This is a genomic window from Fuerstiella marisgermanici (assembly GCF_001983935.1).
Classification (GTDB): Bacteria; Planctomycetota; Planctomycetia; order Planctomycetales; family Planctomycetaceae; genus Fuerstiella; species Fuerstiella marisgermanici.
Genome location: NZ_CP017641.1, coordinates 5,850,368 through 5,864,445, shown reverse-complemented (window position 1 = coordinate 5,864,445; position 14,078 = coordinate 5,850,368). Strand labels below are relative to the sequence as shown.

The following is a 14,078-nucleotide window of genomic DNA, read 5'->3' as shown; positions in this document are numbered from 1 at the left end:
AGTTCGTCAAAAACAGGAATGCTGCGCCGATCGAAGGCTGGCAAGGTCATATTCCGCCGTACAATCAGTCATGCACAGTTCTAACAGCGATTCGCAGAATGCACTAGAGGCTCTGACTCAGACAGCCAAGGCAAGTAGTCGAGCCCGTTTCGAAAATTACCGCCAGCAGGCTCAGTCGGGCGCATTGCCGCGCGGCAGCGTGCATTCTTCCACACCGGCACGCGGCCGGAAAGACCGAGTGCGCCCCGCGAAGGAGTTGATTTTTCGCTTTTTCGGGCTGCTGTCACCTTTTCGTTGGCAGATCGTCACGATCCTTTCTTCGTTGACCGTTGCCACGCTGCTGGCGTTGATCCCGCCCGCCGGGACTAAGTTTCTGGTGGACTACGTGCTGTCTTCCGAGCCGTTTCCGGAATGGTTGGCAACGCGGTATCCGTCGCTGACGAATCCCAAAAACCTGCTGATGGCGACCGTACTGGTCGTCGTCACGATTTCGCTGATGAAGATCGCGTTGCACATTTGGGGACGCTGGTATGCGACGCGAATTACCAAACACATTCAGTTGAATGTGCGCCGCAAAGTCTACGAACACGCCATCCGTCTGCCGCTGCACCGAGTTCAGGAAATCCGTTCCGGCGGCGTGGCGTCCATCCTGCGCGAAGATGGTGGCAGCGTTGGTGAGCTCGTATTTGGACTTCTTTACAACCCGTGGCGGGCCGTCATTCAATTGGTTGGCAGTTTTCTGGTGCTGGCGTGGGTCGACTGGACCCTGCTGCTGGGAGCCCTCGTGCTGTTGCCATTGGTCTTCTTCAGCCACCGCGCGTGGATTGGAAAAATCCGGCCTCAGTTTCGGGCCATCCGCAAGCAGCGAGAACAAATTGATGCCAGCGCGACCGAAGCGTTTGCCGGGATTCGCATTGTGCGAGCGTTCAGTCGGCAGAAACGCGAATCGGCTCGGTTTATTACCGAAAACAACCTGATGGTGCGCAAGGAATTATACGCATGGTGGTGGATGCGAATTGTGGAGATGATTTGGGAGGCCATGATCCCCATCACCAGCGCGGCACTGCTGTCGTACGGCGGATTGCGAGTTCTGGAAGGGGCTCTTACGATCGGCGACCTGATGATGTTTCTGGTCTACCTGCTGATGCTGCTGGAACCTCTGGCAGCTTTGGCCAACAGCGCGACATCGTTTCAAAATAGTCTTAGCGGGCTGGACCGAGTTCTCGACCTGCTGGACGAACCTCGCGAGATGGTTTCGACGCCGGAGTCCATTCGCATCAATAGCGATACGGCGAAAGGTGACATCGAATTCCGAGACGTTACGTTTGCCTATCCCGGCACCGATTCGCCCGCTCTGCAGCACATCGATCTGAAAGTGAAGGCCGGTCAAACGGTGGCGTTGGTTGGGCCGAGCGGCGCCGGGAAGACGACATTGTGTAACCTGGTAGCTCGCTTCTACGACGCGACCGAAGGCCGGGTACTGCTGGACGGCATTCCGCTGACCGACTACGACGTCGAATCGTTTCGTAGCTTGCTGGGAGTAGTTGAGCAGGACGTGTTCCTGTTCGACGGCACCATTGCCGACAACATCGCGTACGCTCGCCGCGATGCCACTGACGTCGACATCCGCCGCGCGGCAGAAGCGGCGAACGCGGTTGAGTTTATCGATCGCATGACAGACGGAATGCACACGATTATCGGTGAACGCGGCGTGCGGCTAAGCGGCGGGCAGCGGCAGCGACTGGCGATTGCCCGAGCGATTCTGGCGGACCCTAAACTGCTGATTCTGGACGAAGCGACCAGCAATCTGGATACCGACAGCGAACAGCTTATTCAGGAATCGCTGTCTAAACTGATGAAGGACCGCACGTCGTTTGTGATCGCTCACCGGCTAAGCACGATTGCAGGAGCCGACCTGATTTGCGTCGTCGAGCACGGTGAGATTACACAAACGGGCAGCCACGACGAACTGATGAGTTCCGGTGGCAAGTACAAGTCGATGGTTGAACAGCAGGTTCAGATGACGTTAGGGAAGGCGGACCCGAATTTGTTGACGACATCGAAGTCGTAAGCGTCCTCAGGATTCGCCCTCCCCTCCGCGTTTTCGATCTGTGACTACCAACGGTACTGGGATTACATTCGCTTTGGGCTCTTTCCCGTCGTCCTAATCACCCAGAGCCATCGTCACGGTTTTCAGTTCCGTATAGTTTTGCAAACCGGCCTGCCCCAGTTCGCGACCCATGCCACTCATTTTGAAGCCGCCGAACGGGGCTGCCGCGTCGAACACGTCATAGCAGTTCACCCACACGGTTCCCGCTCGCACACTGGCGGCAATCTGGTGAGCCTTCTTCACGTCGCTTGTCCACACGGCGGCGGCGAGGCCGAATGTGGTGTTGTTGGCTCGGCTGATCGCTTCGTTCATGTCGCTGAACTTCAGAATGCTCATCACCGGGCCGAAGATTTCTTCTTTCGCGATGGCCATGTCATCGTTGACGTTTGTGAACACGGTCGGCTCAATAAAGAACCCGCGATTGCCGACGCGCTGACCGCCCGTAACACATTCGGCGCCTTCCTTGTTGCCGCTGTCGATGTAGTGCATGATTTTGTCGAACTGATCCTTGTCGACCTGCGGCCCTTGAGTCGTCTCGCTGTCGAATGGGTTGCCCAGTACGCGCTGGCTGGCTCGTGAGACCACTCGTTCCACAAATTCATCGTGCACCGAATCTTCCACAAACAATCGACTGCCCGCACAACAGCACTGGCCCTGATTGAAGAACAAGCCGAACTCAGCACCGGCAATCGCGGCATCCAGATCAGCGTCGGCAAAGACGATGTTGGGCGACTTGCCGCCCAGTTCGAAGGTGAGGCGTTTTAATGTCGTGGCCGCATCGACCATGATTCGCTGAGCCGTTTCGCCCGAGCCTGTAAACGCGATCTTGTCGACCAGTCCGTGCTTTACGATGGCCGCTCCAGCCGTCGGACCGAAGCCTGGCACAATGTTAATCACGCCTGGCGGAAAGCCTGCTTCTAATGCGAGTTCGCCGAGTCGCAAACAGGTCAGCGGTGTTTGTTCGGCAGGCTTCATCACAACGGTGTTGCCCATCGACAGGGCCGGACCCCACTTCCAGGCCGTCATTAGAATGGGGAAATTCCACGGAATGATCTGCCCACACACGCCGATCGGTTCGCGGCGTGTATAACAAAAGTAATCACCGCGAACCGGAATGGTGTCGCCGTGAATCTTGTCTGCCCAGCCAGCGTAATAGCGGATGCAGTCAATCGCCAGCGGAAGGTCGGCGGCTCGAGCGTCGCCGATGGGTTTGCCGTTGTCCAGCGTTTCCAGTGCCGCGAGTTCGTCGAGATTTTCTTCCATCAAGTCGGCCAGCTTCATCATCAGCCTACCTCGATCCCGAGCATCCATCTTCGACCAGGATCCGCTTTCGAAGGCAGACCGAGCGGCATGTACCGCGAGGTCGACATCTTCTTTGTCGCCTTCCGCGACTTCGCAAATGACTTCTTCCGTGGCCGGGTTAATCGTTTTAAAGGTCTTGCCGCTGACCGCCGGTCGCCATTCGTCGCCAATCAGGATCCCCGTTTGCCGAACAGCGGGAGCCGCGAAGGAACCAGTTTCGGTAGCTATTGACATGTCTGTTCTCCTGTTCGTGATGATTGAAGTTGTCTCGCCCGTATGAGATGCCGAACGCCAAAGTATGCCAACCCGCGAAGTGTTTTTCGAGTCTGGCGGCTCAATTGTTAGTCTGGCGGACTTGTGAAACCCAGCCAACTCCCACAACATAAGGGCACCGGCCATCAACTCGGATCTGAGCTGACGCTCAAATTTGAAGTTGCCGCTCTCGTTGGTTGCTGACGGCAATCGCGAGGCGATTATCAGCGTTCAATTTGCGTAGATTTGCGGTCCCAAGCCATTCTCCTCCACTCAGGATGTTCCCAAGCATGCACCGGCAATTCACTGTTTTATGTCTCGCTCTTCTGCTGGCCCCGTTCGCGGAACTCGCGACTGCCGCTGACGCGCCAGCTCGAAAATTTATCGCGGCGGATTCGTCGAAGCAGACCATCGCCATCATTAGTGAAGATGGCACCGTCGCATGGGAACGCAAAATCGGGCCGCTGCACGATCTGCATGTGCTCGCGAATGGCAACGTCCTGTTTCAGGATTCATGGACTCATGTGCTGGAAGTGAATCCGAAGACTGACGCCGTCGTATGGGAATACGAAGCAAAAACTGCGCCGGGCAATGAAGGACGACGAATCGAAATTCACGCTTTTCAGCGGCTGGAAAATGGCAATACGATGGTTGTGGAATCGGGCCGCGCGCGAATTTTGGAACTCGACCTGCAGAACAATGTTGTCACAACAATCCCGCTCAAGGTGGAACACCCGAGCGCTCATCACGACACTCGTTTGGTTCGCAAACTCGATACGGGCAACTACCTCGCTTGTCATGAAAGCGACGGGGCCGTGCGCGAATATGATCCCAGCGGAAAAGTCGTCTGGGAATACAACGTCCCGCTATTCGGTCGCGACCGAGCCAATGGGCACGGCGTGGAAGCTTTTGGAAATCAGTGCTTTAGCGCGATTCGGTTGAAGAACGGCAACACTCTGATCAGCACCGGTAACGGCCACGGGATTATTGAAGTGACTCCGGCTGGTCAGGATGTTTGGAGTATTCATCAAGAAGACTTACCCGGTATTCAACTGGCGTGGGTGACATCGCTGCAGGTGCTGCCGGGTGGCAATGTTCTCATCGGCAACTGTCACGCAGGGCCGAAGAACCCGCAGTTGATCGAAGTTGATCGCCAGAAAAGGGTCGTCTGGACGTTCAAGGACTTCGAACGCTTTGGCAACTCGTTGACCAATTCGCAGATCCTCACAATGGACGGCAAGCCTGTGAAGAAGGTGCTACGATGAAGTTCCTGACGAGTTTTATCGCCCTTGCAATGGCGGTCAGCCCCGCTGCTGCAGACAAACCCAACGTGCTGATTATCGGCGATTCTATTTCGCTGGGCTACACGCCGCATGTTGTGAAGCTGATGGAGGACGAAGCCAACGTTGTTCATAACAAAGGGAACGCTCAACACACTGGCACCGGATTACAAAAGCTGGACCGCTGGCTGGGCGATACGAAGTGGGACGTGGTCCACTTCAATTGGGGACTGTGGGATCTGTGTTATCGGCACCCTGAATCGAAGAACCAGGGGCGGCGAGACAAAGTTCGTGGCACGTTGACCACAACGCTGGAAAAGTACGAGCAAAATCTGGACGAGTTGGTCACAAAGCTGAAGAGCACCGGTGCGACGTTGGTCTGGGCCAGCACAACCGTTGTGCCTGAAGGCGAAGCCGGTCGCAAGCGGAATGATGATCTGAAGTACAACGACGTCGCTGCTCGCGTGATGCAGAAGCACGGCGTACGCATCAACGACCTGAACAAACTGAGCCGCACCTTCGAAGCGAATTTGTTTACTCAACCGGGCGACGTTCACTTCAAACCGGTTGGATATCAGAAACTGGCCGACCAGGTTGCAGGCGCGATTCGAGAGGCACTTGCATCGCGGGATGCCGAGCAACCGTTGAGTCGCATTTTGTTTGGTTCCTGCATCAAGCAGGACAGGCCAATGCCGATCCTGCGCACGATTGTCGACAGCCAACCTGATTTATTCGTCTTCCTGGGTGACAACATCTACGGTGACACCGAGGACATGGATGTGTTGCGAGCCAAGTACGCAAAACTGGCGGCTGATGCTGGTTTCAATCAGTTGCAAAAGACTTGTCCGACGCTGGCCACGTGGGACGACCACGACTACGGCGTCAACGATGGTGGGGCGGACTATTCGAAGCGTGAGGAGTCTGAGCAGGTTTTCGAAGACTTCTGGCAGCGTTCCGCCGACAGCGCGTCGCGAAAACGACCTGGCGTTTATGACACTCAAATGTTCGGCCCGAACGGCCAGCGAGTGCAGGTCATTCTGTTGGACACACGCTATTTTCGTTCGCCGTTAAAACGCGGTGAGAAGCGAGTCGGCGGTTCGTGGATTCCAGACGACGATCCTACGAAAACGATGCTGGGTGAGGCTCAATGGAAATGGCTGGGAGAACAGCTTCGACAACCTGCTGAGTTGCGGATCATCGCCAGCGGCATTCAGTTTCTTGCCGAAGACGCTGGTCAGGAAACGTGGTCGAATCTCCCTCGCGAACGCCAACGAATGCTGGATCTGCTGACCAGCACCGAAGCCAACGGAGTGATTTTCATCAGTGGTGACCGACACTGGTCAGAACTGTCAGCCATCAACGAAGGCGCTCCGTATCGACTGTACGACTTTACTTCCAGCAGCCTGAATCAACTCCATCCGCGAGGCACGCCGACAAAGAACAGCTTCCGAGCGCTGCCGACGACATATCACAAGGAAAATTTCGGCGTGATTGCAGTCGACTGGGACCAGAAAGATCCTCAGATCACCCTTTCGATCCGAGACCTGGACGACAACCTGCGTTTGCAACACGAAGTGCGGCTAAGTGAACTGAACCGCTAGCCACGCCATCCAAACCGAACAAGTCTCGCCGCTGTGTTGGCGTGGTATGAGCGTCACTCAGCGGTCGGAAACGTTTGCTTGTGCAATCACTGTCGCAATGCCGCAAGGTTCTGTTGCATTCCGTTGACGACTGCCAGTGAATCCGAGCCGACAGCCACGAAACGAAACCCAAGGTCTTTGTGCTGCTGTTCAAAGCCCGGCTTGGTCAGGATGCCAGCCGTTTTGCCATTGTCGTTGCATGAGGCAACCACTTTCTGCAAGGCTTCCACAAAGTGCGGCGGGCTGAAGTCGCCGGGGCAGCCGAGATTCACCGACAGATCCAGCGGTCCGACAAACAACACATCCACTCCGTCAATGGCAGCAATGTCTGCCGCCGCTTCGACTGCTTCCGGCGTTTCGATTTGCACAACGACGAGGCTGTTGTTGCTTGCTTCTTCGAAGTATTGCTTCCAATCTCGCCCAAAGTTGGTCGCTCGAATGGCGCCTGCCACTCCGCGGCTTCCCTGCGGCGGATACTTCATGCAGTCCACGGCTCGCCTGGCTTCTTCGACTGAACTGACGTACGGGAACATGATCCCCGCCGCGCCGCTGTCCATCACAAACTTCACCATGTCTGCATCGACCGATCGAATTCGGACAATCGGCGCGGCGTTTGAGTCACGGCAGGCCAGCAGCATATTGCGCAGGTCGGCTTCGGTTCCGGATCCGTGTTCGAGATCGATTAATAGCCAGTCAAAACCTGTGTCGGCCGCGATTTCAATGGCGGTTGGCGAACCCAGGTTCAGGAATGTTCCGGCCAGCAATTCGCTGCGAAGTCGCTTCTTGTCAATCCACTGCATACAGGTCTTATCTATGTCACCACGACGCGAAATCTAAGCGTTGACGCTGGACATTGTCGACAGGGTTTGGACGGCGTCGCTAAAACCAGCCAGCTTTCGTTCGCCAAGACAATGCAGCATTCTTAGGAATTCTAACTGAGCTATGTTGGACGCGGCAATCCTGTCGCTGTGCGTTTGAACTGCTTCGATCAGACGACGGCTTATGCGATCACGGAGCGGCTTCTCAGCATTCGCGGAATTTGTGCGAGCCCATTGGGATACCTCTTCCAGCACGCTGGTGTCGTCGGTGTCAAACGGTGACGTCAGCCACGCAGAAATCAAACCGCACGCGATGTCGACGGTCTCGGCAGTAAACGGCGGGTCGTCCGCCAGTAGAACTCGTGCTGTAAATACATCAGAGCTCGCGGGAACCTCCGGCGCCTCGGCCGCCTCAACATCCTCTGCCTCGTCAGGCACCGCGTCGCCAGTTTCGGTGTCATCATGAGGTGTCGCGTCATCAACGCTTTGATGGGAATCGCCGTCCTTTTCGTTGTCGATCGTTTGTGTTTCTTCCGCTGCAGCAACGGCCGCCTGAGCTGAAGGTCCTCGCCAGCCATCGGGAACCAGATCCGTTGGCACACCGCTGGCAGGCTCGGCATCGCTTGAGTCGCCCGGTAGTGGTGGCAGGTCTTCGAAGAAGTCCAGGATCTGGTTTCCAATATGTCGCCCCAGGATCACATACGATTCGAACTGTTCCGGTGGAAGAAACTGATTGGAGGTCGGGTCATGCGGAAAAGCGTCGCGGCTGCGTTTCAGTTCCACAAGATCCATGGGTTCATCACCAGTCATCGTCGACTTCGCGATAATCAGCATGCCGTCAGGAACGTTGGGTTCCGGATACTTCACACGCAACGCAACAAAGTGTCGCGGGCTGACGCCATTTTCGTCCGGCCTTAATTCATCCAGAATGTGCCATTCTGAGTTGATGCGGTCCTTTGACGCGACCAGCGGATCCAACCTTTCGAATTCAACATGATACTTGCCGCGGGCGCATTGCAGCACGCGTCTGAGATCTTCGAACTGGAAATCAGGATCGTAGCTGGCATCGCCCAAAATCATTAACCGGCAGCGACGTTCCAGCAAACTGGCAAGTCCCGTGTTGTCCAAATGGCCACCGTCGCTTAGAAAACAAAATGGGCGTTCCTGCGGATTCCACAGCAGGCTGATGATCGACCGCAAAGGAGACGGCCAATAATGCTCCTGTTTGTAATGAGCCGGGTTGCGAACCCACTGGCCCAGTCGGAAATTCGTTAGCAGTAGTACGAGCTTGTACATCAGATTGCTGGCGCTGGACGTCGTCACGGCCGCTCCGGAAATCGCCATCGCGTCTGCAACGGTGGTGTCGCCGTTTTGGTAAAGTTCCGTTTCGCGGTAGCCGGTCAACTTGCTGCCACAAAAACGATAACTGAACACGAAACGCGATCGTTGTTCGGGATCCGGATCATCAAGGGTGCTCAGATGATTCAGCGTACAGTTAATCAGATGGAACGGTCCGCCCGACGCACAAGAATCCAGGTCTTTGATTCGCACTGCCGGATCACGCAGCCAGATGGCAGCCAGTTCGTCTCGGTAGACACCGTGCAGGCAGCTGGTGTTCAGGTTGGTGACCAGCCCAAGGATGACAAAAGTCAGGAACGCGTAGCCCGCGATCGTCAGCCGGCTGGACTGATCGAAGCTGTTCACGTGGGTTGCGTAAATCACGTCCGGTCCGGAGAAGAATTTCGGGTATCTGGCGCAAAGTAACGTCCAGTTGGCGCGGCGTGTGGTGGTCAGCAGGCGGTCGAGTTCATGTTTTTTCGTCGTCAGCCACGACACATATCGCTCTGTGAGTTCCGGATCGACATCGGCGCCCAACTTCTCCGTAACTCGCTTAATTTCATCGCCGAGCTTCGTCTGCAACCACGCCAGTTCTTCGCCGCGTGTTCCACCGCTGAGTCCCGGCACCGCTTTTCGAAACCGGACAAGTGCTGGTGAAACCGCGGCATCCGATTCGTTCGGCAGTTCTGCTGCATCAGCAATGCTGTCAGATGCGCCAGGCTGCGCGTCGGAAGTGTTATTAACCGATTTGGACGAAAAGGCCTGCGCTGCCGCAAGTGCTGCTCGCCACCAACTGTTTTCCTCTGCCTCTGTTGAAGTCTGCTTTGGACTCGAATACCGAAATGGAACGGGCGACGTCAGATCTCTTAATAGCCATTCGCCCTGCACCTTGGCACCTTCAAGGGCGTACGCAGCCAGCATCAGCTCTTCCCAACGGTTTTCGTCCGCGACCAGCCAGCGACTCGTGAGTTCCGATTCGAAGGGCTCGCCATCAATCAGCAGCGTGTTGGGCCCGTTGATTTGTCCCCCACGACGCATCGAGAAGTCCATTTTTCCGACCGGATCGCTGCCTGGCAGTCCTACTTCCACCGAGCCGCTGACAATTCCGCGCCGGCCATGGTTGAGCGTAAAGCCAAACAGCCCCGGGTCACTCAGGCAGCGCGCAGTAATTGCATTGGCGAATTGGGTTTGCAGCAGATTCAACCGTGCCCGCTTCCGCAGGCGTTTGTGGAATTCGCCATCGCCATGCTGCAAAAGCCGACTGGTTCCGAAGTCAATCCAGCGTTCAACGAATCCCAGTTGCATATATTCCTTAATTCGAGCGTCCTCTTTGCGAATCCATTCCTCGATGCTGCCCCCGTTTTCAGTTTCGGATTCGATCGATTGAATGGCCTTCCAAATGGCCTGCTCGGTTCGGTCTCCGTCTGCCGCAGCCGCTTCGCCGTAACGGGTCTTCAGCATGCCGGCGAACTCACGAAAATTCCGCAGGTTGTTTCGCACCAGTAATCCGTCTTCCGCGCGTTTGTCGTGCGTGCCAGAAAGGTTTTCGGCCGAGAGCACGTAGAAAAACATGACTGGAGTCCCAATCAATACGCCGTACCCCGCGACATTAAACACGGCTTTTTGAAGCAAATTGTTCTTCTTGGCACCACTCTCCAGTAGTTTGGTCGGCATCAGGTACGGCGCAATGACGACGGCGAACAGGGCACCAAGAATGGTACTCGTAACGTTGAAGACGTTATTTAACGCAGTTTCCCATGCCTTCGGCATACTGCCAATCGTGACTAAGTCGGTCATCGCCACCTGGCCCATTCCCAAAATGGTGACAGTCCCGAGCACAAACGTACCAAGCAATACCAGATAGCTAAATCGCGTGGTTGGAGGCATCTGCCAGCCCAAAGCGCGGCTAACGACCGTCAGGATCAGCGCGAATCCCCAAAATATGGCGGCCAGAAACATCGGGAAGTATGCGCGTGGAATGTCGCCGGTGAATCCCAGCTCCTGCAGAAACACCATCGAATTCGCGCTCGATGACAGGCGCATCATCCAAGCCAGAACTGCGGCAATTGCTGTTAGTCCGCTCAGCAAGAAGGCAAGCGTCAGTACCCAGCCAAACAGATGGCGGCTGAGCATCTTCAGCAGGTCGCCCATGCGGCGACCGTGCAGAGCGATTTCGTAAATGCGCGAAGGCTGGCCGTGTTTCGATTCCGATTCAATGCTCAACCGGTTGCGACCATCTTTGGGCCCCCAGTTGACGCCGTCGCGGTCCGTCGCTGATTCTGTGGACAGCAGTGCCCCTGCATAGCCGCCGCCGGAAACGGTGGACAGGTAGTCGACCAGTTTCATGCGGCCGGCAGAGTAAAACGACTGAATCAGCCCCAAATTCAACGCGGCCGAACGTACTCCACCGCCGGAAAGCGCCATGCCCGTCAGCTCGCTCTTCAGTTGTTCGTCCGTGATCTCTTCGTCCTGTTCCTTAGACCACATCCCGCTGCGGTAGCGCCGTTTTCGAATCTCGTGAAGTTCTTCGTCCAGAACTTCTTTCACACCTCGTGCAGACGTTGACATTCCGCGGCCCCGTTTTCGCGTCAAGAATGAACGATAAGTAAAAACCCGCAGGTTTTACTTCTCAGCATGCCCCTGCATATTGTGGGAAGCAACTCAATAAGATCGATATTGCCGAATATGTCCCGCCGCGCAACGGGAAACCGAACCAGTCGGTTGCAGTCATACCTGTCTAACTGAACACTCGTATACAAGCCTTGGCAGACAGGCGAGTTTAGGTGTGACACAGAAGGATGGCCGCTGAGGCGGCCGTCGGGTTTGGCAGTACGTTTGTTGATTTGTATAACCCGCTCACACTTGGGTCGCAAACGCCGTCGCGCGGCTGTTGTTGCGGCAACGCCTCACATGTCATCATTCAGATGAGAACTCCCACATGGATTTGCTGGAACAACTAACACAAACGCCATCCGTCCCTGGTCGTGAAGACCGTATTCGAAGCGTGATCGAAGCCTATATCACGAAGGCAAATCTGTTCGACGAAATTCGCACGGACGCGATGGGCTCATTGATCGCCGTGCGTAAAGCTCGACCGAATGGAAAGCCGTCTGCTGCGCCGCAGAAAGTCATGCTGGCGGCTCATATGGACCAGATTGGGTTTCTGGTCCGCCACATTGATGAAAATGGATTTCTACGGATCAATCCGGTCGGCGGATTCGATACGCGGAACCTGTTCGCTCGCACTGTCCGCGTCTGTGCGGCGGACGGTGACCTGAAAGGCGTGATGAATCCGGCGGGCCGCCCGATACATATCGCCACCGATGACGAAAAGAAAAAGGTACCGCTGATCGGCGAATTCTTCGTCGACCTGGGAATGTCGTCCGACGACGTTCATGCCAAAGTCAAGATTGGTGACATGGTTGTGCTGGACGGGCCGTTTCATGAAGTCGGTGATTTCGTGGCGTCGCAGTGTCTGGATAATCGAGTCGGTTGCTGGGCTCAGATCCGAGCGATCGAAGAACTGAAGCATCACAATTGCGACATTCACGCTGCGTGGACCGTTCAGGAAGAAGTTGGTTTGCGTGGTGCCATGCCAGCCGCTTTTGGCATTGAACCTGATATTGGAATCGCCTGCGACACGACGCTGTGTTGCAAAACGCCGGGTGTGCCGGAAGAAGATCGTGTGACCGTACCGGGCGATGGCGTTTGTCTACACGTGATGGATTCGTCGATGATTAGTGACATCGGCCTGATCGAAGACATCGAGGCTATTGCTCGGGCGAAAGACATAAAGTGCCAGCGAGGCATCCTGCCGCGCGGTGGTCAGGACGGTGCTGTGATTCAACGTAGTCGTAGCGGCGTGCGAACCGTTTCGTTTGCATGCCCGGTTAAGTACATTCATACCGTGACTGAGATGTCTCACAAGGTCGACCTGGCTTCCTATCCGGCGTTGCTAACGGCATGGCTGGAAACGCTATAGGCCGCATGCAACCGCCATCTCGCGCAACGATTGACTGGTTTCTGCTCACCTGTTTGCTGGCCGAAGCAAGTCTGGTCATCGCGACATGGCCATTGTGGACGCAGGTGGACGCGTTTCCCGCTGTTCCGTTGTTTGCAGCATTCAGCGACGTGCCGGTCATTGTCGATCGAACGTTAGTTGGTGTGCTGCTGTTGAGTCTGGTGCTGATTGCATTTCCGGCACTGACTGCACGTTACGGGCGTCTATCAGGATTGTCACTCTGCATGTCGCTGGCTGTTTCGGTGGCACTTGTGATTCTGAACCAGCACCGCCTGCAACCGTGGCACTGGCTGTTCATGCTGGTTGTGTCGCAGACGATGGTGCTTCGTGAACCGTGGTTGACGGCAATCCGGCGGCTCACGTTCGCGTCGATCTACATTTTTGCGGCGGTGTCACGAATGGGGCCGGACGTGGCCAGCGGCATGACACGTCAGGTGTTGGCTGTGACCCTCGAAACGCTGCAGCTTGGTCATCTCTTGAAAAACGACAGCTTCGTGTTCGCCGCATGTCTGGCGATGTCGGTGATCGAACTGTTGTGCGGGTTGATGTTGCTGGCCCCGGCGACACGGCGCTACGGCATTCTGTTGGCTGTGCCGCTGCATGCCGTTCTGTTGCTGGCCCTGGGACCGGTGGGGCTGAAGCATCAGAGTGGCGTCTTGATTTGGAACCTGTTCCTTCTGTTCGCAGTCCCCATTCTGTTTCGACGGAGCAACATTTCGGGTGCGGCAAAACACACTGTGCCGGAAGCTGCAAAATCTCCGTGGTCATCGCGGTTGTTTGGGGCGTTCCTGTTTCTTTTTCCGTTGTCAGGCTTGTTTGGTTTGGCGGACAACTGGCTGTCGTGGCAACTGTATTCGCCGCGTCCGGAAGTTGTCCGTGTGTTCGTCCAGCAGGATGCGATCGCCAGTCTGCCGGAGCCGGTCAGGCAGTTTGTTCTCCCCCCTGCTCCGCTAGAGGAGTGGTGCCCGATTCGTATCGATCGCTGGTCGCTGTCCGCTGCTAAAGCCCCTCTTTACCCAGAAGACAGATTCCAACTGGCAGTGGCGAAGGACCTGGCAGTGGCGATCGGGGAGGACTTCATTCGCATTCAAATTGAACGCCCGGAAGTTCTGTGGTGGCATCGTTCGGTTGCCGAAGTTGAAGCCGTGGGCAACGGATTTGAAGGCTACCTGCTGAATGCGAATACCGTCAGAAAGCCTTAGCGATTGATGCAGACTTCGCACTTCCAGTGAACCTTGCATGCCCTTTGTTGTCTCAAGGCGTGTGCGCCTTGTGCCTCTTCAGACGATTTCAGGCAGGAAGCAATTGTTACTCGGG

8 protein-coding genes are annotated in these 14,078 nt (G+C 56.0%); 5 read left to right on the top strand and 3 right to left on the bottom strand.

The window, feature by feature from the left end; all coding sequences use genetic code 11:
• Positions 1–70: 70 nt before the first annotated feature.
• Positions 71–2,071: an ABC transporter ATP-binding protein gene (locus tag Fuma_RS21965; RefSeq protein WP_083732230.1), complete on the top strand. Its 2,001-nt coding sequence runs from the start codon at positions 71–73 to the stop codon at positions 2,069–2,071.
• Positions 2,072–2,164: 93 nt separating this feature from the next.
• Here the strand turns inward: Fuma_RS21965 and Fuma_RS21960 are convergent, their stop codons facing one another.
• Positions 2,165–3,646 carry an aldehyde dehydrogenase family protein gene (locus tag Fuma_RS21960; RefSeq protein WP_077026013.1) on the bottom strand — a complete coding sequence of 494 codons (1,482 nt, stop codon included), beginning with the start codon at positions 3,644–3,646 and terminating at the stop codon, positions 2,165–2,167.
• A gap of 308 nt (positions 3,647–3,954) precedes the next feature.
• On the opposite strand from Fuma_RS21960, the gene Fuma_RS21955 reads away from it, so the two are divergent.
• Positions 3,955–4,929 carry an outer membrane protein assembly factor BamB family protein gene (locus Fuma_RS21955; protein ID WP_077026012.1) on the top strand — a complete coding sequence of 325 codons (975 nt, stop codon included), beginning with the start codon at positions 3,955–3,957 and terminating at the stop codon, positions 4,927–4,929.
• Positions 4,926–6,545 (top strand): alkaline phosphatase D family protein, encoded by a 1,620-nt coding sequence (locus Fuma_RS34345; RefSeq protein ID WP_083732229.1) that lies wholly within the window; start codon positions 4,926–4,928, stop codon positions 6,543–6,545. Before Fuma_RS21955 ends, Fuma_RS34345 begins: the two co-directional genes overlap by 4 nt.
• Before the next feature lie 86 nt (positions 6,546–6,631).
• Here the strand turns inward: Fuma_RS34345 and Fuma_RS21940 are convergent, their stop codons facing one another.
• Together Fuma_RS21940 and Fuma_RS34630 are read right to left on the bottom strand one after the other, a co-directional pair.
• Positions 6,632–7,384, bottom strand: coding sequence for an HpcH/HpaI aldolase family protein (locus Fuma_RS21940; protein WP_077026011.1), 753 nt, complete (start codon positions 7,382–7,384; stop codon positions 6,632–6,634).
• Between the two features lie 33 nt (positions 7,385–7,417).
• On the bottom strand, positions 7,418–11,308 hold the full coding sequence (locus Fuma_RS34630; protein ID WP_077026010.1) for a patatin-like phospholipase domain-containing protein: 3,891 nt from the start codon (positions 11,306–11,308) through the stop codon (positions 7,418–7,420).
• A 370-nt stretch (positions 11,309–11,678) separates the two neighbouring features.
• On the opposite strand from Fuma_RS34630, the gene Fuma_RS21930 reads away from it, so the two are divergent.
• Positions 11,679–12,722, top strand: a complete 1,044-nt coding sequence (locus tag Fuma_RS21930; protein ID WP_077026009.1) for a M42 family metallopeptidase — start codon at positions 11,679–11,681, stop codon at positions 12,720–12,722.
• A gap of 5 nt (positions 12,723–12,727) precedes the next feature.
• Positions 12,728–13,963 carry a hypothetical protein gene (locus tag Fuma_RS21925; protein ID WP_077026008.1) on the top strand — a complete coding sequence of 412 codons (1,236 nt, stop codon included), beginning with the start codon at positions 12,728–12,730 and terminating at the stop codon, positions 13,961–13,963.
• Positions 13,964–14,078 lie beyond the last annotated feature (115 nt).

Bases quoted from the DNA above. Each gene is read 5' to 3' on its own strand.
- Fuma_RS21965 (WP_083732230.1), top strand. From the start codon at position 71: ATGCACAGTTCTAACAGCGATTCGCAGAATGCACTAGAGGCTCTGACT.
- Fuma_RS21960 (WP_077026013.1), bottom strand. From the start codon at position 3,646: ATGTCAATAGCTACCGAAACTGGTTCCTTCGCGGCTCCCGCTGTTCGG.
- Fuma_RS21955 (WP_077026012.1), top strand. From the start codon at position 3,955: ATGCACCGGCAATTCACTGTTTTATGTCTCGCTCTTCTGCTGGCCCCG.
- Fuma_RS34345 (WP_083732229.1), top strand. From the start codon at position 4,926: ATGAAGTTCCTGACGAGTTTTATCGCCCTTGCAATGGCGGTCAGCCCC.
- Fuma_RS21940 (WP_077026011.1), bottom strand. From the start codon at position 7,384: ATGCAGTGGATTGACAAGAAGCGACTTCGCAGCGAATTGCTGGCCGGA.
- Fuma_RS34630 (WP_077026010.1), bottom strand. From the start codon at position 11,308: ATGTCAACGTCTGCACGAGGTGTGAAAGAAGTTCTGGACGAAGAACTT.
- Fuma_RS21930 (WP_077026009.1), top strand. From the start codon at position 11,679: ATGGATTTGCTGGAACAACTAACACAAACGCCATCCGTCCCTGGTCGT.
- Fuma_RS21925 (WP_077026008.1), top strand. From the start codon at position 12,728: ATGCAACCGCCATCTCGCGCAACGATTGACTGGTTTCTGCTCACCTGT.